The sequence below is a fragment of the Pseudoalteromonas luteoviolacea CPMOR-1 genome, assembly GCF_001625685.1.
GTDB lineage: Bacteria > Pseudomonadota > Gammaproteobacteria > Enterobacterales > Alteromonadaceae > Pseudoalteromonas > Pseudoalteromonas luteoviolacea_K.
In genome coordinates this window covers 108,247-127,345 of the sequence record NZ_AUYC01000012.1, presented here as the reverse complement: position 1 = coordinate 127,345, position 19,099 = coordinate 108,247, and the positions used below count along the sequence as shown (strand labels likewise).

16 protein-coding genes and 1 pseudogene are annotated in these 19,099 nt (G+C 40.7%); 9 read left to right on the top strand and 8 right to left on the bottom strand.

Annotation, left to right across the window (positions count from 1 at the left end; translation table 11 throughout):
- Positions 1–16: 16 nt before the first annotated feature.
- Complete coding sequence (locus tag N473_RS02400; RefSeq protein WP_039610145.1) at positions 17–532, bottom strand: hypothetical protein; 516 nt, start codon at positions 530–532, stop codon at positions 17–19.
- A 288-nt stretch (positions 533–820) separates the two neighbouring features.
- Here N473_RS02400 and cyoA point away from each other — a divergent pair, with 288 nt between their 5' ends.
- From cyoA to N473_RS02365, 7 genes are read left to right on the top strand one after another with little or no spacing between them, the layout of a single operon-like run.
- The gene (gene cyoA, locus N473_RS02395) at positions 821–1,630 is read left to right on the top strand and encodes a ubiquinol oxidase subunit II (RefSeq protein ID WP_230851852.1); all 810 of its coding nucleotides are present in this window, start codon (positions 821–823) and stop codon (positions 1,628–1,630) included.
- Positions 1,620–3,656 (top strand): cytochrome o ubiquinol oxidase subunit I, encoded by a 2,037-nt coding sequence (gene cyoB, locus N473_RS02390; protein ID WP_052262270.1) that lies wholly within the window; start codon positions 1,620–1,622, stop codon positions 3,654–3,656. The genes cyoA and cyoB overlap by 11 nt, the downstream gene beginning before the upstream one ends.
- Before the next feature lie 16 nt (positions 3,657–3,672).
- Positions 3,673–4,293, top strand: a complete 621-nt coding sequence (gene cyoC, locus N473_RS02385; protein ID WP_039609742.1) for a cytochrome o ubiquinol oxidase subunit III — start codon at positions 3,673–3,675, stop codon at positions 4,291–4,293.
- Positions 4,293–4,634 (top strand): cytochrome o ubiquinol oxidase subunit IV, encoded by a 342-nt coding sequence (cyoD, locus tag N473_RS02380; RefSeq protein WP_039609741.1) that lies wholly within the window; start codon positions 4,293–4,295, stop codon positions 4,632–4,634. The genes cyoC and cyoD overlap by 1 nt, the downstream gene beginning before the upstream one ends.
- Before the next feature lies 1 nt (position 4,635).
- Positions 4,636–5,520 carry a heme o synthase gene (gene cyoE, locus N473_RS02375; RefSeq protein ID WP_063366564.1) on the top strand — a complete coding sequence of 295 codons (885 nt, stop codon included), beginning with the start codon at positions 4,636–4,638 and terminating at the stop codon, positions 5,518–5,520.
- 4 nt (positions 5,521–5,524) lie between these two features.
- A complete protein-coding gene (locus N473_RS02370; protein WP_063366563.1) occupies positions 5,525–6,130 on the top strand; it encodes an SCO family protein in 606 nt (201 codons plus the stop codon).
- Positions 6,127–6,615 carry a hypothetical protein gene (locus N473_RS02365; RefSeq protein WP_063366562.1) on the top strand — a complete coding sequence of 163 codons (489 nt, stop codon included), beginning with the start codon at positions 6,127–6,129 and terminating at the stop codon, positions 6,613–6,615. Before N473_RS02370 ends, N473_RS02365 begins: the two co-directional genes overlap by 4 nt.
- Before the next feature lie 69 nt (positions 6,616–6,684).
- On the opposite strand, the gene N473_RS02360 is transcribed toward N473_RS02365, so the two are convergent.
- The 7 genes and pseudogenes from N473_RS02360 to N473_RS02330 form a co-directional block, all read right to left on the bottom strand.
- On the bottom strand, positions 6,685–7,524 hold the full coding sequence (locus N473_RS02360; protein ID WP_063366561.1) for a glycosyltransferase: 840 nt from the start codon (positions 7,522–7,524) through the stop codon (positions 6,685–6,687).
- Between the two features lie 257 nt (positions 7,525–7,781).
- Positions 7,782–8,510 (bottom strand): beta/gamma crystallin-related protein, encoded by a 729-nt coding sequence (locus tag N473_RS02355; protein WP_063366560.1) that lies wholly within the window; start codon positions 8,508–8,510, stop codon positions 7,782–7,784.
- A gap of 745 nt (positions 8,511–9,255) precedes the next feature.
- Positions 9,256–10,119, bottom strand: a complete 864-nt coding sequence (locus N473_RS02350; RefSeq protein WP_063366559.1) for a hypothetical protein — start codon at positions 10,117–10,119, stop codon at positions 9,256–9,258.
- Between the two features lie 402 nt (positions 10,120–10,521).
- Positions 10,522–11,642, bottom strand: a pseudogene (locus tag N473_RS02345) (ISAs1 family transposase).
- 289 nt (positions 11,643–11,931) lie between these two features.
- On the bottom strand, positions 11,932–12,522 hold the full coding sequence (locus tag N473_RS02340) for a hypothetical protein (protein WP_063366558.1): 591 nt from the start codon (positions 12,520–12,522) through the stop codon (positions 11,932–11,934).
- 162 nt (positions 12,523–12,684) lie between these two features.
- Positions 12,685–13,959 (bottom strand): metallophosphoesterase, encoded by a 1,275-nt coding sequence (locus N473_RS02335; RefSeq protein WP_063366557.1) that lies wholly within the window; start codon positions 13,957–13,959, stop codon positions 12,685–12,687.
- A 53-nt stretch (positions 13,960–14,012) separates the two neighbouring features.
- Positions 14,013–16,802: a TonB-dependent receptor gene (locus tag N473_RS02330; RefSeq protein ID WP_063366556.1), complete on the bottom strand. Its 2,790-nt coding sequence runs from the start codon at positions 16,800–16,802 to the stop codon at positions 14,013–14,015.
- 311 nt (positions 16,803–17,113) lie between these two features.
- Here N473_RS02330 and N473_RS02325 point away from each other — a divergent pair, with 311 nt between their 5' ends.
- The gene (locus tag N473_RS02325) at positions 17,114–18,025 is read left to right on the top strand and encodes a GGDEF domain-containing protein (protein WP_063366555.1); all 912 of its coding nucleotides are present in this window, start codon (positions 17,114–17,116) and stop codon (positions 18,023–18,025) included.
- Positions 18,025–19,017, top strand: coding sequence for a helix-turn-helix transcriptional regulator (locus tag N473_RS02320; RefSeq protein WP_063366554.1), 993 nt, complete (start codon positions 18,025–18,027; stop codon positions 19,015–19,017). The genes N473_RS02325 and N473_RS02320 overlap by 1 nt, the downstream gene beginning before the upstream one ends.
- The last annotated feature ends 82 nt before the right edge of the window (positions 19,018–19,099 follow it).

The following is a 19,099-nucleotide window of genomic DNA, read 5'->3' as shown; positions in this document are numbered from 1 at the left end:
CCGATACTACGTGAGGTCAATCTGGTATTGGCGATGCTAAATTCGAGCTGTCAGCTAAAAATTGTGCTTTTGGGTGACCTTCGAGTTGGGTTTCTACCTTGTGCGTTTGAGACCGCTCAACGTCGATAATAATGATTACGTCACCGGCATCTAAGTGCTCATTGACGAGTAATTGAAAATATTCATCGAATGATTTGCCAGCGAGTTTTACAATGAACATAACCACAAAGCCACCAATAATACTTGCGGCAAGTGCTTGTAATAAAAATTTATTGGTTAAATCGGTAAAAAAATACATAAATGTGAGCAACGCTAAAGCGGTCGCGCCTGCGAGCAAAAAAGCGCGCTTTCTTGCTGACAAAATTTGCGTTTTCTCTATCTGAGTAGAGCCGTGCAAATGATGTGTTTTAATCCCGCTTTCATCCCGAGATAGTACGTAAAAATGGTGATCATCAATGCCTAACTGATGTACTTCGTCCGAAATCATTTCTGCATCATCCAAGCTATCAGTGGAATAAAATAGTCTTTTCATATCGCACGCTCCAGAATTATTTTTGACGGTGTCAATACGAAGTCTAGACATAAATCGCTCAAAAAACATCTAAATTTGAATTTAGAACGTATTGATGTAGGTCAAGTCAATCTTGAATTTTAACTGTATTCCCTATAACATTCCCCTCCGAGAGGGGTGTAAATGGAAACAGTTCTCAATTGCATTAATCTCGTTAATTTATTCAGGCAGGTAATGGGGTAATTACCCGCGATATCAAGTAGGTTGAATATGCTGAAAAAGTCCTTGTCACTCGTAATGGTTTTTACGATGGCGTTTCTTCTAACAGGTTGTGAGCTAGCGCTTTTTGACCCTGCGGGTCCAATTGGTGAGCAGGCGAAAGACCTGATTATAATTTCTGTGGCTTTATTACTTATTGTAATAATCCCTGTATTATTTATGTCTATTTACTTCCCGTACAAGTATCGTACTAGCAATAAAAAAGCTGAGTACAAGCCGTCGTGGGAACACTCAACAAAAATCGAACTTGTTGTTTGGATTGTGCCTTGTATGATCATCGCAGCACTTGCATATTTCACATATGTCACGTCTCACACTCTAGACCCGCGTAAGCCGCTAGGTAAAGACAAAGACACATTGACTATTCAAGTAGTGGCAATGGACTGGAAATGGCTATTTATCTATCCAGAGCAGCAAATTGCAACCGTCAACGAAATCTCAATCCCAGTAAATACGCCGGTAGAGTTCCTAATCACTTCAGACACAGTGATGAACTCATTCTTCATTCCGCGTTTGGGTAGCCAGATTTATGCGATGGCTGGTATGGAAAATAGACTTAACCTGATGGCATCTAAAGAAGGTACCTTCCGCGGTATGTCTGCCAACTACAGTGGTTTTGGTTTCTCAGGCATGAAGTTCAAAACTCACTCTGTAGATCAAGCTGGCTTCGATGCTTGGGTTAACAAAGTAAAAGCATCAGAGTATGTGCTAGACGAACCTACTTACAAAGCGCTTAGCGAGAAATCAAAAGACCATCCTGTAGTTTACTACTCGGATGTCGACCCTCTGCACTTTAAGAAAACCATAGAGAAATACACTGGGGTTCAAAATGGCAAGTAAAGCTACCATAATCACAGATCCGGATCCGCTCACGGGTAAATTGACCTGGGATTCTATTCCTGTTCATGACCCTGTTATTTTGCCAGTAATGATCTGTGCAATACTTGGCGGTATCTTCCTATTCGCACTTATTACCAAAATGGGTAAGTGGAAATACCTTTGGGAAGAATGGTTCACTTCAGTGGATCACAAAAAAATAGGTATTATGTACATCATCGCAGCGATTGTGATGCTGATCCGTGGTTTCGCGGATGCAATTATGATGCGTACTCACCAAGCGTTAGCAACCGCTGACAGCGTGGGAGCGGGCTATCTACCTCCTGAACACTATGACCAGATATTTACTGCTCACGGTGTAATCATGATTTTCTTCGTAGCGATGCCTTTAGTTGTTGGCTTGATGAACATTGTTGTACCTCTACAAATTGGTGCGCGTGACGTTGCATTCCCATTCCTGAACTCTTTGAGCTTCTGGTTATTCGTGGTAGGTGCATTACTAGTTAACATTTCACTATTCGTTGGTGAGTTTGCTGCAACTGGTTGGTTAGCATATCCGCCGTTATCAGGTATTGAATACAGTCCCTGGGTCGGGGTCGATTATTGGCTCTGGGCACTTCAGATCTCAGGTATTGGTACTCTACTAACGGGTGTTAACTTCTTCGTTACTATCATCAGAATGCGTGCGCCTGGCATGAAGCTTATGCAAATGCCTGTATTCACATGGACTTCTCTGTGTGCAAACGTATTAATCATTCTGTCGTTCCCTATCCTGACTGTAACTATCACGCTTCTAACGCTAGATAGATACCTAGGTACAAACTTCTTCACTAATGACCTTGGTGGTAACCAAATGATGTATGTAAACCTCATTTGGGCATGGGGTCACCCAGAAGTTTACATTCTGATTCTACCTGCATTTGGTATTTTCTCTGAAATTGCGGCTACATTCTCTCGTAAACGTCTGTTCGGTTATACATCACTTGTATGGGCAACTGCCGTTATCATGGTTCTAGCAATGGTTGTATGGCTACACCACTTCTTTACAATGGGTGCAGGCTCAAGTGTAAATGCCTTCTTTGGTATCGCCACCATGATCATAGCCGTCCCCACCGGTGTTAAGATCTTCAACTGGCTATTCACTATGTACAAAGGCCGTGTTGAATTCACAGCTTCTATGTGGTGGACATGTAGTTTCCTATTCACATTCACAATCGGTGGTATGACAGGTGTAATGCTAGCAGTACCTGCTGCTGACTTCGTACTACACAACAGCTTGTTCCTAATTGCACACTTCCACAATGTAATCATTGGTGGTGCAGTATTTGGTTACTTCGCAGGTCTTACTTACTGGTGGCCAAAAGCAACTGGTTGGATGCTGAACGAGAAACTTAACAAGCTTTCTTGTGCACTATGGACAATCGGTTTCTTCGTTGCATTCATGCCGCTATACATCCTTGGTTTCAACGGTATGACTCGTCGTCTTAACTACTATGACAACCCAGAGTGGACGCCACTACTGATCGTTGCAATGGTTGGTGCATTCATCGTTGCGGCTGGTATCGCGGTTCAGTTCTACATGGGCTACGTGAGCTTCAGAGACCGTAAGCAAAATATGGACGTAACTGGTGATCCGTGGGATGGTCGTACTCTTGAGTGGGCTACTTCGTCACCGCCTCCATTCTACAACTTTGCTAAGCTGCCTAAAATCCATGACCGTGATGAGCATCATTACAAGAAAGAGCATGGCATTGCTTACCAAAAGCCTGAGAAGTACTCAAAGATCCACATGCCTTCAAATACATGGGCTGGCTTTGTGATCAGTGCATTCTCACTATCTTTAGGTTTCGGTTTCGTATGGCACATCTGGTGGATGGTTATCGCTAGCTTCATCGGTATCGTAGCTTCTTGGATTGCGTACTCATTTGATCGCAACAAAGACTACTACGTACCAGTAGATCAAGTTGAAGAAATCGAGTCAAAGCACTTGGCAGCTGTTGCAGAACACGCAGCTAATAAAGGCAAGTAGAGGAAAGTTTTAAATCATGTCAAACGATCACGTAATCGCAAACGACGCTCACGATCATCACGATGATCATGAGCATCATGATACCGGTGGTGATACTATATTCGGATTCTGGATATATATCATGAGTGACTGTATTTTGTTCGCAACATTGTTTGCAACATATGCAGTACTAAGTGGCGGCTTCGCAGGCGGCCCTACACCAAAAGAGTTATTTGACCTTAATCTAGTTGCAGTTGGTACTGCGTTCCTACTATTCAGTAGTTTTACGTTTGGTATGGCAATGCTTCAAGCCAACCAGCGCAAGATGAAAGGCATGATCACTTGGTTGGTCATCACATTACTTCTAGGCCTTGGTTTCCTTGGCTTAGAAATGTATGAGTTCTGGCACTTCAGTACACTTGGTGCTACGCCGCAAACAAGTGGTTACTGGTCTGCATTCTATGCACTAGTAGCAACACACGGTTTGCACGTATTCGGTGGTATCATCTGGATGCTTGTTCTATTCGTTCACTTCAAGCGTGACGGATTTAGTGAAGATAACTTGGTAAGACTATCTTGCCTAAGCTTATTCTGGCACTTCCTAGACATCATCTGGATCTGTGTATTTAGCGTTGTGTACTTAGTAGGAGTGATGTAATGGGCCACACTAATAATGAACATGGCACTGGCGGTGCATCTCACGGTAGCGTTAAAGAGTACACGATAGGTTTACTTCTATCTCTAGTACTAACTGCTATTCCGTTTTTAGTTGTAATGTACGATATGGCATCTCCAGCTATCACGCTTGGGATCATCCTAGTTACAGCTATCGCACAGCTATTTGTACAACTTGTATTTTTCTTACACATGAACTCATCTTCTGAGCAAATATGGAACACTACTTCAGCCGCGTTTATTGTGTTGACAGTGGCCATAGTTGTGATTGGCTCCATTTGGATTATGGAGCACCTAAATCACAACATGCTCATGGGACATTAAAATGTTAAGAAGTTACCTGTTAATTACAAAACCAGGCATTATCTTTGGTAACTTAATCACTGCGGTTGCGGGCTATGTGCTCGCAGCCAAAGGTAATATTGATTTTGTTACATTTACAGCAATGATAGTGGGTACAGTTTGTATCATCGCCTCTGGTTGCGTTTTTAATAATGTGATTGACCGTGACATCGACCAGTTGATGTCACGCACAAAGTACCGAAAGCCACTCTTAGAGTCGATTTCGGTGAACAAAGCTTTGGCTTATGCAACCCTTCTGGGTTGCATAGGTTTCGCCTCATTAGCACTGTATGCATCCATGATGAGCTTTTATTTTGGTGTGCTTGGCTTCGTCGTGTACGTTGGCCTTTACACGCTTTATTATAAAAGAAAATCGATCTACGGTACGTTTGTAGGCAGTATTTCTGGCGCATGTCCTCCTGTTATGGGGTACTGTGCTGTTAACGGTCAATTTGATATTGGCGCCGCTGTTATCTTGGCAATTTTCTGTATTTGGCAAATTCCGCATTCTTATGCGATTGCTATTTACCGCTTCAAAGATTACAAAGACGCAAATATTCCAGTTTTACCAATCGTCAGTGGTGTTGAAGTTGCTAGAAAACACATGATTGGCTTTATTGTTGCCTTTACTGTACTTGCACTATCGCTATTCACGTTAAACTATGTCGGTGCTATTTTCGCGTCACTTACGTTTATCATTGGTTTGATCTGGCTATTGAGCACAATTTTCGACTTCCACCGTATGGACAATCATACTTGGGCAAAACGCGTATTTATTTTATCGCTTGTTGCCATTACTTCTATGAGTGTCTTGATGTCAGTCGATTTTGCTCACATTGACCCAACCACTTATGTAACAGCAAGGTAGAGTTATGAAGCAGTTTAAAGCCGCTCACTTACATTGGATTACGTCTTTTCTTGGTATCATTGGACTCATTTGGTTTTATTTATCAACAACCACAAAAGACTTTAACGAAACAAGAAAATCATTCGATGAATTGGGTGGTGATTTTACGCTGCAAAGCTATGCCGGACCTGTTTCGCTCTCTGATTATAAAGGCCAGGTCGTGGTCATGTACTTCGGCTATCTGTCTTGTGCAGAGGTATGCCCTAACTCACTCGCAGTAATGACAAATGCATTTATGCGACTTGAGAAACAGGGATTTGATCAGGTGCAGGGCTTACTAGTAACAGTAGACCCTGCGCGTGATACAGTAGAAGACTTAAAGGAATATACCGACTACTTTCACGAGCGTATTACCGGTTTGACTGGCAGCGCTGCGCAAACTAAAGAAGTTGGTGGATTATATGGTGTTTATTATGATGACGAAAACCTTGAAGAATCGTTTATGGAGTACTCTGTAGCGCATGCATCAAGATTTTATATCATAGATAAAGAAGGTGATTTAATTACCGCTATGAGCCATACAACAACGCCTAACGAACTTGCAGCTCAAATTAAGGAGTTGATGCTATGAAGTCTCAATTATTCATAGCTGGCCTTTTATTGGCAAGTACGCAGGTTGTTGCTAAAAACTCGATTGAAACGATCATTGAAAAATATAATGTTGAACATTGTCATAACGAATTAAAGACTATGGCAAGTGACATTATAGGTTCAAAAAAGCATCGTTTATTGGTATCAAACCAAACTAACAAAAATGAACTTGAAACTTTGTTGGTAACGGGTGTGCTTGAATATAAAGACAGACAAAGCCATATTACTTTTTCTATGTCTCACAGTGGCGGACACTGTGAAGTGGCTTATAAAGAAAGCTTTGCTGTTAAAAACCCATGCATTGTGGTGCGTGAGGAAGTATTCAAAAAGTGGCAATTTAAAGGTAAATTAAACGACGAGACACATGTTTTTTCTCATAAAAGAGATGAAAACTTTGTTGGCTATATGACCAGCACAAAAGACGGTTCATATTGTTTAGTTAGCCGTCAGAAAAAGACTTCTTAGTCTGTAAAGTTTCAGTGCAGTATGTTTTACTGCACTTTCTTACTCCCCTTCCCTGTTAACCTTCCCTTTTTAACGCGGCACAAAACGTTCAGTAAAGAGCTTTATCAACATATTAGGTAGAGGATACTTCTTATAAATCACCTGCAGATAGGCCTGCCATGCTTCATCCTTGAGCTTTTTGATTTCATCAGCAGGTAATATTCCATCATAAATAGCAGAGAAGTCCTTTAAAAACTGTACATCCCGACGTCGACTGGTTTTTGCATACCCCTTGCCAGCATAGTGAATAAAATCGGCTTCTAGATAGCCATCACTGCCGAACATATCCATATGATTAAATGTTTTATCAATTCCTTGATGCTTAAAACCATGTTTATGTAAGCAATAATTAAAATAACTTTGCTCATAAAAAGATATCTCATTACAAAGACGCTGTAGTTCTTCTAAATTAGTCACCTCAAATAACCCAGCCTCTCTAGAGGTCAATATCACCCCAGCATTATAGTAAGTGAGCATATTCTTTTCTGATGGCCAATTTTGCTCTCCCAATACATTACAAATATGAGAGATGTCTGCTTTACGGTCTTTAATTAGCCCCTCGTTTAACCAATAAGTTGTATCTAAATCTTGATACATTTCAAATATATCTCGCGCATCAGGTTGAATGATAATATCAGAGTCAACATAGAGTACTCTGTCATATTCTTTCAAGAGTTCTCCAATACGTAGCTTTTCTGTCCAAGCAGGAGAAGCATTAAACTTAGGGTCAACGATGTCTATTTTATAATGTAACTGATCAGACACGATTAAATCAGCACCGATCTTTTGAGCATAATGTTTAAAGCTATGTAGAGCGGCTTTATACATCGGGTTATTACCAATGGCGAGAGTAAAAAGTGCTTTTTTCATGAAATTATGTGCTTCCAACCTCTTGTGACTACTGATTTACCTATTAGGTATAAACACAAGGGTTCTAAAAATATGCCAGAGAAATTAGTGGGATTATATCCAAGAATGCGATTTAAATGAAGTAGTAGACTTATAGGCGCTCAATTCACAAATTAGTGTTCTTTTACATTTAGTATCGCCTAGCTGCTTTTGAAGAAAGAGGTGTAAAACCCGGATAATATTTAAAGGGCAGTTATTACAACTGCCCAAAAACTTTATTAGTGCATTGAGTGAGGAACCTCACCGCCGCCGCCACCGCCGCCGCCGACATTACCGCTACCAACACCAGTAGATGGTCTTGAACAGCGGCCAGCAACTACACGAACTGAAGACATTGCATCATTAAAACGATGACTTGCAAGAGTCGCTACATTAGAGCTGAATTCTTTTTTCGTGCCTCTAAAATGATGGTCTTGGTATGCAATTACACAAGAGTTTATACCAACTTTAATTGAAGTTATTTTATCGTTAGCATGGTAGACTTTTCTACCACCGTCTCTTGTATGCCAATATCCACCTTCTAAATCTCTTAGGTAAGTATTTGGTGGTAATGAGAAATCACCCCCACCTTTTCTATAGTCTCTATGAGCATAAAAATGAGTCATAACTGAACTATCGCAACGGTTGCTTCTAAATACCTGAATTGAGCTGGTTTCATCATTAAAGCCTTGGTTATCTAGATCTACATACTCTCCGCCAGAAAAGTATTTTGCAGTAGAGCTATAACCTGCATCTTTATATAAAACAGCACAAGTACCGTAATCCACCTTTAAAGAAGAAATTGAATCGTTCGCAAATACTTCTCTTTTTCCAATGGCATCAACCATTTCACCATCGTGAATTACCGTTGATTTACCACGAAAATGGTGATGTTCGTACACAGTCACACTCGCGTGTGATGCTGCCGAAGTCAAAATAGCCAAGCAAGCTACTGTAAACTTATTCATTAATTACTCCTTATTAACACAACGATTAAGTTTCGCAGCAATAATCCACACTTAATAAACCAAAGTCAACATTGAATTTAATAAAACAATAAAAAACCAATAAAAAAGACAAATTCAACCCAAAATATAACCATTAAGTTCAATAAATAACCAACCCAATAAATAAAATAATTAATTAGAAATCAATATAAAAACATTAATAAACTAAAAATAAAATCACCCGCATGAAAAATAAACAACTAAATGATTAATTTAAGAAAAATAAAAAACACTTTTGCTTAAAACTTTCCCACCATTAAATTTTAAATACTTAAAAAAATAAAAAGCTCAACTTAAAGATTAAACCAACCCAACAAAACCATTAACTCATATATAAATATTTTTATGCATTGAACAATAATTACACCAAAATAGATTTAAATGGGTTCCAGTAAGATTTACTTACTTAAAATAAATATCGTATCATCTATAAAGGTAGTGTAGAAAAGGTATGCAGCAACACAGAATTGTAAGCTCTTTTAAAACTTAATATGCAGTGGAGTGGTCCAACATCACCAAGATTGGTTTCGCAAACAACCGGGCCAGTTTTAGGCCAAGTTATCGAACTAGGTCATAAGAGAAATTTGTATTACTGATGACTCACCAGCAAAGGAAGGGGTTGAGTTATAAGCTACCATTGGTCGTTATGTAGAGAAGTGATTCAGGTAGCTTAATTCTTAAAAAGTTTATCTATTGGGGCTCAATTTTAGCTACCAATATTAGTCGACACCTTATAGCTCATTTGCACATCTTCGACAAATTCGCTCATGCCAGGGCGTTTCAGAAATAGTGTGCGTGTATAGTTTGAGATAGCCCATATGACGCCTTCTCTATCGACATCGATATTATAAAATGAGCCAAATTTAACCAGATTGCCATTATTCAGCGTATATACACTCTGTGGTCCATCATTGCTGCCATAAATGCTTGCAACAACGTACACTTGACCACCACCAACAGCGACATCAACCAATGAGCATAAATTTCCACAAGCTACCTTTTGTTGCGCCCATTTTATGCCATCAAACTTAAACAGCTTGTCACTTTCAGTAATGGCCCAAATAACCCCACCTAGCGCAACATCAATTTTTTTAATTTTTTCATTGCTAATGGCGTAATAGCCTTCGAAGCTATCACTGACATCATTAAACTTCTTTAAAGTACCATCACCATTCACACAGTATGCGTGGTCAACTGTAAATGAGCTTACATCCTGCGCGCCCCAACAGCCGACGACAGATTGCCAATCATAATTTTGGTATCGATATGCGTTGCCATTTTCACCTACTGCAAAAGTAGCGCCTTCATAATATGCATACCCTTTATCATCAGGTCCGGTACCAAAATGATAGTGAAAATAGCCTCCCGCTGTTGCTATGGCTTTTTGACCATGTGGCAATGGCTTTTCACGCCACAGCCCAGCTGAGTCATCTTTGTGCACCCAAGGCACACCTAAATGATCAATCGCGACACGCACAGGTGAGTTTATTTCTGCTTCAGCTTGCGCGTTGCCTGATAGCGCCACGCCCAAAGTTGCAATCACAGCCAATGTTGTGCTTGTTAGTTTCATTTCCTTATTCCTTTTTTGATTGTTGTCACGCGAAAAGTTTACATAATAATTACAACTGCATTTATACCCACGTATCACATTCAGGTACTTTTCAATCCAATTGGCAAAAAACTTCCCACAAATGGGATGGAACTTTCCATTCAAAACGAGTAAGTACAGGTGATAATTCAGCATAATGTATTTGCCACTACTGTAGCGGCTCTCTGATTAGTAACAGCTTTCGGCAAAGAAATGGGACACGCTAATTACTGCAATATTTTATACCGTATGGCCTAAAACTTTATTACTACTACACTATTTTTTCCACTCGGCTGAGTGTGTATAAAGGTTACAGTCAACCTTGTAGTTAAATTATAATTCTATTAGTGGGGGGAGTATTCAGCAGGGCAAGAGCATGAAAAATCACTTGCTATTCAATACCTTTTCTAGATAGCTCTCGTTTCTAGCGGCTTTTAGCTGTTTTGCTCGCACGCCTTTGTTAAAGGATGTTTCTTTCTTCAATAAATTCAATGCAATATGTCTAACACCAGCAAACACTTCTGCTGCACCGTCGCGGCGTATACGGCAGTCATCTTCATTCATTGCCACATCTAAACACCAATGAAGACTGTTCTCTATACGCCAGTGTGCTCGTGTGGCTTCAGCTAGTCTTTGCGCACTCAAGTTCGCTGAGCTGATGTAATATCGATATGTTAATTCACCTTGCGGTTGGTTATCCGCTTTACGGTAAGACACTATCACGCCTACACTTTGTAAATTGGCCCAGCTAGCACTTGCGGAGATTTTAGCCATATCATGGCAGATTACAGCCGCCCTGAATTCTTCACGACCTCGTTGGTAATCTACCTCATTTAATAAGCTGTCTTAGGCTATCTGGCGTGATATTTCTGGTTGTAAGAGCTGCTTCACTTGTTCAAATAAGATGCTTTGATTAGCTTTGAGAGCCAGCAAATAATCCGCTTCTTTTTCTACAATTTGCTTCGCTATCTCCTTTTGGCAGCCCATCGCATCAATCGTCACTAAGCAGCCTTCTAGCTCTAATAACTGCAACAAATCTGGAATGGCGGTGATTTCATTGGACTTAGAGTCGGTTTTACATTGACCTAACGTTACGCCATTTTCACAGGCAAACGCACTGACAATGTGGATAGCATCTTTTCTATCAGGTTGTTTAAATGAACCTTTCAGTCTTTTCCATCAATAGCAACCACACTGCCGCCGGTTAGCTCGCTACAGCTTTGCATCCATTGAGAGAAGCAGGTTTGAAACTGGCTCATATCGATGCGACTTATGACCCGTGCAATCGTGTCGTGCCGAGGCACACCGTTCGATAGTGCTATAAATTTTCGTAACCAAGATAGTTTGTCATGGGCAAAATCTTCAATTTCTTCCCAACCTTGGCAACCAGCGATTACGGCACTGATTGTTAGAAACAGAATATCGAATAATGGATGTTGCACTTTGCCTTGTTGGCGTGGGTCATCAATGGAAGAAAAGTGTTCGAACAACGTATTGGCTGACATAATTCGGCTGCTTAATATCAAAAGCAGTATAAGATCATAAAATTATGTCAAGGTAAAGTTCATGATCTTGCCCTGGAGTATTCAGTCGAAGAGATAATTAATTTTTTTACAGATAGAGTTTTTATAAATTATATTTGCACATGAAAAATTATAACCTTCATAAAAACTTTTTATTCCCGCTCTCCTTTTTAAAAAAAAGAGCAAATTAAAAACATGTTATAAACATCTATTAATATTGCTGGGGAGATCCCCCAACAAATTAAAATAAAAACTCTCTATAATAATGCCACTATCTAATATGCCACATATAACGAGGCTCGTTATCACATTCATTGAACATAACTAAAGAGTCATTATTTCTCGGGTTAAACCCTCCTTTATTAATATGCACACAAGAGTATGCCATATCATTTTTTATTTGGGCAGCGGACCAATATCCATGCCTTTGTAATGACCATTTTTGCCATGGGTTATTTGGATCGCACGGGCGCAGAACCACCTCAGTATTATTGTTTACGCCACCGTAACTATTGCTATGAAACTTAGGCTCCCAGCACAAACCTGTGCGCTCTGCTCTATACGAGTCAGACTCATTATCTCCCATCCAACGAATTTGTTTCTCATATGTATAGAACCAGGAAATACGAGCTTCATTACTATTGCATGCATCCCCATGCACCACTACATTAGTGCCACTTTGAGTTTTAAATTTTATATTACCACCATTTGGATGAATGCAAGCTCGGCTATTTGCCAAAGCATGTTTCACAACTCCGCCAAGATAATAATTATTCTGCTCAGTTTGTAGGGTATTTTCACTAGCTGTTGACGATAAAGATAATATTGAAAAAGTTAATAGTGCACTACCGATTAATTTCATAAAATTTCCTTATTAATAAAAACCACAAAATTATAACACCCCACAAAAGAAAAAAACAACATTAAAATACACAAAATCAGAAAACAGCTAAAAGAAATAAAGTGATAGATTACTCCCAATATTAACCCTTTAATAATTCGAGATATAATAATTTAAATAACCCTACTCACTACGATGTTTAAAAGAAAAGCTCGCTTCCGGGATCACTTGGCCAGACTTATCATGTGGCGTCGTGTAAAAACTGACATTTAAACTATCACTGCGATTATCGAGTTCAATATGAGCAAAGCCCCAAATAAAGCTCTTAGCCCAAATTAAGTCATACTCTGGATAACGCTTTTCTTGTTGCTGCGAAAATGGCGTGTGCGTCCCTCGCATTTTTGATGCTGCCCCACTGATAATGAGTGGAAGTTTAGGCTTTTCGTTACCCGGCATAACACGAGAGCAATCATCTGTCAGTAACTCAAGATCATGCTCGTGCCCTGCAATATACGCATCTGCATACTGACATAACTCAGGTAAAATCAGACGACGAAGCACATGCCCTTCATCATATTTTGTTCCGCCAATAGACCACAAGATGTGATGACCATACACAATTTTCCACTTTGCTTTTGAAGTTTTGAGTCCCTTTGCAAGCCAAGCAAGTTGCTTATGATCTTCACCACTGACCGGCGACTCATGTATTTCTATGTCTTCCACTTCAGCATGTCCGTGTGCCAGTGCCGTCGCAAGACCTTGCTCACTGCCATCTTTTGCCAGTGGAATTTCATAATAATGCTGCCCTGATAACAGCATATTTGTATCGAGCACAAAAAACTCTACATCATTGCCTGTCTTTCCAATTTTGTAACTATAGTATCCGCGTTTATCCATATGAAAGTTAGGTTGATTAGCCATCCATTGCGTTTGCAGTTTTACGCCCTTTCGAGATGTCTTCCAATCATGATTGCCAAGCGCAGAGTAAACCACCAGCTCTTTATTATTTTTAAATAGCGGTTTTAAGGGACCCAATATCAAATCATTCATGCGTTTTTGGTCATCTTTGCCATCATTTGCATCCGCACCATCTGGATAGATGTTATCGCCAAGTTGAATGCCAAACTCACAAGCTTTGCGCTCACATAGTGTCGCCATTGCCTTACCAACAGCCGCAGCGCCGGTATCTTCTGTGGCGATTTCGGTGCCAGGATAAATGTAGATTGGGGCGTGATTAAACTCCTCTATTGGTCTGTGGTCCTCCAACCAATCAGCGCGTTCAGCTGCTATAAATTGCTGTTTATTTTTGGGCTTCTCAATATGCTTGGCTTTTGGGTAATTTGGGTGATACCCCCCGTCACCAAAAGCCAAAAACGAAATAGAATCTTTAGCTGCCACATTAAAAGTGCCACTGAGTAGTAATGCTGATGCTGCCAAGTAAGAGGTAGATAACGTCATAAATTTTCGCTGCAAGGTTACCCAAGCAGCGCCATGGTTGTTTTTAGAAAAAATTAGAAAGAACTTAAGGTGATACCCAATTGATAAGTGCGGCCATAACTTTCATATTGATAGTTATAACGCTGCTCGCCGTGATACACGTAGTACGGCTCATCCATCAAATTGACTGCATTAAAGTAAACTTGGGTTTGCTCATCGATGAAATACTTCACACTGAGGTCTATTTGGTTATGGGCGTCTTGATACACTCGCGCATCATTCTCAGTCATAATGTACGACTGACTTTTGTAGCTAGCACTGAGGCGGGCACTGATCTCGTCATTTTCATAACCAATCATCAAGTTCGCCACTGTGTCAGACTGATTTGGCAGACTCTCATCCGCATCAATAAAAGTGCCATTCGCTGAAATCATCAGGCCATTATCAAAGTTTTTCGTGTACGCCAGCTCAATGCCACTTAACTGGGCTTTGCCACCATTGACCGATTGGATCACTTCTTCAAAGCCATCCCAATTGCCATTGTCTTGTACTTGCTGCTTAGCAATATAGTTATCGATATTTTTGTGGAACAGCCCCGCAGACATAATGCCAATCTTGCCGGGGTAATATTCAATTGAGAAATCAAGGTTGCTCGATTCATAAGGGTTTAAATTGGGGTTGCCCACTTCACCTTTTCGCTCAACTTGAATACCATCGTCATCACTGGATGTTTCGCTCTCCAGTAACTGAAAAGCAGCGGCATCACCAAAGCTTGGTCTTGCAATCGTATGTGTATAGGCAAAACGCGTAATCAATTCATCCGAATAGGCATACCTGAGAGTCAGGTTTGGTAATAAGTGGTCGTAGCTTTTGCTGACATTCCATGGGGTAATTGCAACTTGTTCACTGTCTTCTATCTCATTTTTGAGTAGTTCGACGCGGCTCCCTGATGTCTCATAGTCTGTATTTTCGTAGCGCAGCCCAGCAATAACATTCAAATCATTAATGTCGATACTCGCCATCACATAAGCAGCTGATACCCGCTCTTCAGATATATAGGATTTACCTTTGCTCTCAATGTCTGTTTCTAATTGATTAAGCGTGAAGTGTGCTTGATTCTCTGCAAAGAAGCTTCTTATGCCGCTTCGCGATAATCCGGGTCCAAACTGACCTAGTTCAAATTCTGGACTGCCTGCTGCAAACTGCATCGCCGTCACGTCATCAAAACCATCATCATAGACGCTGGTATTCACAAGGTTGCTTTTTTCACGGTCGCTGTATTTCACACCGACTTTTAGCTGCGCATTATACCCTTTTACAATTAAATCTTTACTCACATCTAGCTTAAAACTAACCGCTTCATCTTCGCTCAGGTTATGTTCACTGACAATTTCATCTAATGCAAAGTTACTTAATTCATGCGCATCTTCTGAGCGAGCGAGTGTTGGTGTTTCACCTAGACTGCCGTAACCCAATGCAAAGCCTTCACCCGCAAAGTCCACATCTAATCGGTCTGGCTCAATTTCATCCGATTTTGAATAGCCAAGGTTGTATTCCACAAACCAGCTTTGCAATATGTGCTCACCACCCGCCACCAATGACAAAATACTTTGCTCTTCATATCTATCTTTGGTGTCTCTGTCCATTTCCGCATCTGTGAAATACGCCGAACTTGAATTCGACTCGGCGGCTACGTACTTACCTTTATCGTACTTATATTCGTTACGTAAACGATACTCGTCATCCGAGAATTTACTGTATAAAGTCCGCAAATAGTACTTATTGAATGTATTATGGTGAAGGTCTAAATTAAGCGCAGCCCCTAGCCTTTCACGAGTCACTAGATAGTGACGCTGCTCTATCTCTTCGGCGCCATAAAATGCAGCATCTTCTCCCGTCGTAGCCTCTTCTTGCTCTAAAGCCATCCACCCCCCATCTGTTTCCATATTATGGGAACCAAACTTTCGTTCGAACCAAGAAACGGCTGTCGCAACACCTAACTGTGTATTATTGGAAAGCGCAAATATATCGCTAAAACTCGCTGAAAGTTTCGGGCTAGACTCGCTGACCTGTTCGTTGTAAGAGCCTTGCGCCGTAAAGCTATAACTTCGCCCTTGCCTGTCAAACGCGCTGAGGCTTTTTACATTGATACTGCCACCAATCGCACTGGCGTCCATATCTGGCGTGACGGTTTTACTCACCTCTAAGCTTTGAATGATTTCACTGGGGATCACATCCATCGCGACACTTCGCACCCCAGCTTCTGGCGAAGGTACATTCGCGCCATTAATCGACACATTATTCAACCCTGGATCTATACCGCGGATCCCAACAAAACGCCCTTCACCTTGGTCGCGCTGAATATACATACCAGGCAGGCGCTGTAGCGCTTCTGCGGCATTTTGATCAGGAAGTTGACCAATGCTGTCTGCACTCACCACAGACATGATACCATCTGCATTTTTTTGTCGATTAAATGCGCCAGCTTGTCCTGCGCGCTGGCCAACCACAATGATATTGTCTAAATCCTCTTGTACAGGTTTTAGCTTCACAGCAACTTGCGTTAGTTGGTCGTCATTGATTGTTATTGTTTGAACGGACGGTTGAGCACCAATGTAGGTGATTTCAAGCGTGTATTCCCCTTCTGGCAGTTTAGTAAACACAAAACGCCCATCTCGACTTGTAGTGATGTGTTTATTTAGCTCAACGATTTTGACATGCACGCCTTCAAAAAAGGCTTTGTTTTGTATATCCCCTACTTGCCCCTGCAACGTATTTGCATGTACACCAGTTGCACACACACCTAATATCAGCGCAATGGCTTGGTAGGGCTTTGAAAAAGGTAACGGTCGTGATTGTTTCATATTTATCTCTTACAGATTGTGTTGTGTGATTACCCTAAAAATCGCGGCCACAATATCTGTACAATATGAATTATTTATTTCACCTCATTGCTGAAGATGCTGATTTAACAAGCTTTTAGCTCCTGAAGCTATGCTTTTGAGCTAATTTCACCCTCTTAAATAAGCCGAAAACAATAAACCGAGACTGTTTTAGCCTTAAAGTGCCATCAAAGTTAAAAAAAACTGTCAAAGTAATGAGCTAAATTGACCCTGTTCAAGAAATTTCACTGCAATAACATAACAACAATAAACATTTTGCTCGGCATCTATTTATGGCTCGCTTTATTACATCGATAAAAAACTTTCATTTATGGGCACTGCTTGTCGTGTCTGTCACCATCACAATAGTATTGGCAATACACTTTGGTGAATTAAAGCCATACGTACAGTTCGAAATACTTGACGCGATTGGTGAAGGAGGACTTGCTGCCATGTCTTTGGTGTGGCTAATTGCAACATTATTGAGCCGCCCACAAGGACGCGTTACGACGGCGCTTTCTTTTGGCCTCACCTTGATGCTGATTTCACTGCTCTTAGATTGCTTAGATGAGTTTTTTTCTTTTAACCACATTCATCCAACTCTCAGCTCACTTGAAGCCTTCCCCGCACTGCTCGGTATGATTGTGATGAGTATTGCCATGTATTGGTGGTATCAAGAGCAAACCTTTTTAAACTTAACGTTATTAAGAAAAGAGCGACAATTTAGAGAGCACACTTTTACTGATTATGTTACTGGTCTTTACAGTGCGCGTTATATGGAAAAACAGATAGATATAGAGATTTCACAGCTCATCGATAATGGTACTCGGTTCTGCGTTGCCATTTTGGACTTAAAAGCCTATAACAGATTTTGCTTTGAGCATGGCATCACCAAAGGTGAATTACTGCTCCGTGACACAGGACAATTGATAACCTTAAATATTCGAGGCTGTGATCTCACCTGCCGTTACGCTGGAGATAAATTCGTCGTCTTATATCCCGCAACTAAACTCAGTACAGCCATAGATATCACAAATAGGGTCTGTGCAGCTGCAAAAATGCATCATCAGTACGATAAAAATCTCGTAAAGTTAAACCCAACTACCTTGCATTATGCCTGTATTGAAGTTTCACTTCCGATGCAAAGTGAGCAAATCTTTGAACAACTGATGACTCAACTCATATACAATAAGCAGGCATGCTAATGCCTTACTTTGAAACAGGTGACCTTAGGTTTAATAGCCATCAACTGCTTGAGCCACTGGTTGAACTCGCAAAGCAACGCGGTATCCACCCAGATAAAGCGCTCAAAGGCACTAAGCTATTTTACAAGGATTTCAAAGCGCAAAGCCACCTTTCTAGTAATGAGGAACTAGAGCAGATCATAACAAATATTACAAAACATGAGTTGAGCAAAGATATTAGCTTTGTATTGGGTCAGCACCTGTTACATAGCCTGTGTGCAAAATATGCATCGTATTTGTTTCATTGCTTTGATTTCAAAGCCTTGCTGATTGCCTGCAAACAACTAGAAAATGACCTATTCCCCTACTTTAGCGTTCGGATGTTTAGGGAGCGACAAGCGATTCACCTACTCATCAACCCAGCTGTGAGTGAGCCCTCCATCAGCACCTATCAATTTTTGCTCGAAGTTTGGCTCAGCCTTGTTAGTGGATTTATTAATTGGCGGTTCAGCGAGCTAAAAGTGCAACTTCAACTGCCCTACGCCATACCAACCCATATTGAGCACTATCACGTTTTGCGTACCGGCAAGTTATCTTTCGGACATCATGCATGTGTCATGATCATCAACAAAAAAATGCTGCAAACTCCTCAACGAGATGCTGTGGCAGCGCTACAGAGTAAATTGACAAGCTTGCAGCCCAGCTTATCAATGGGCTTTCTTTCCTATGCGGAAACATTTTTGATTCAATACCCTAAGGCCTGTTTGGAAGACCTTGCCGACCACTTTATGGTCAGTGAAGCAACAATGAAAAGAAAGCTCGCTCAGCACAATAGCCAATTTAGTAGTTTAAAAGACAAAGTGCTTAGCCAGCAAGCTGCATTTTGCATTCAGCAACAAGGCTACTCTAATGCGCAAGTAGCAAAAGCACTGAAGTTTAATGACCTGCCTAACTTTCGACGTGCGTTTAAACGTTGGTTTGGTATCACACCTTCAGAGCTTCGAAATACTTAGACAATACCAACTTTTTGCTTCGTGACAATGAATGCCTCATGGAATGTTTGTTGCTTATATTTTATACGCTCAATCTCATTTT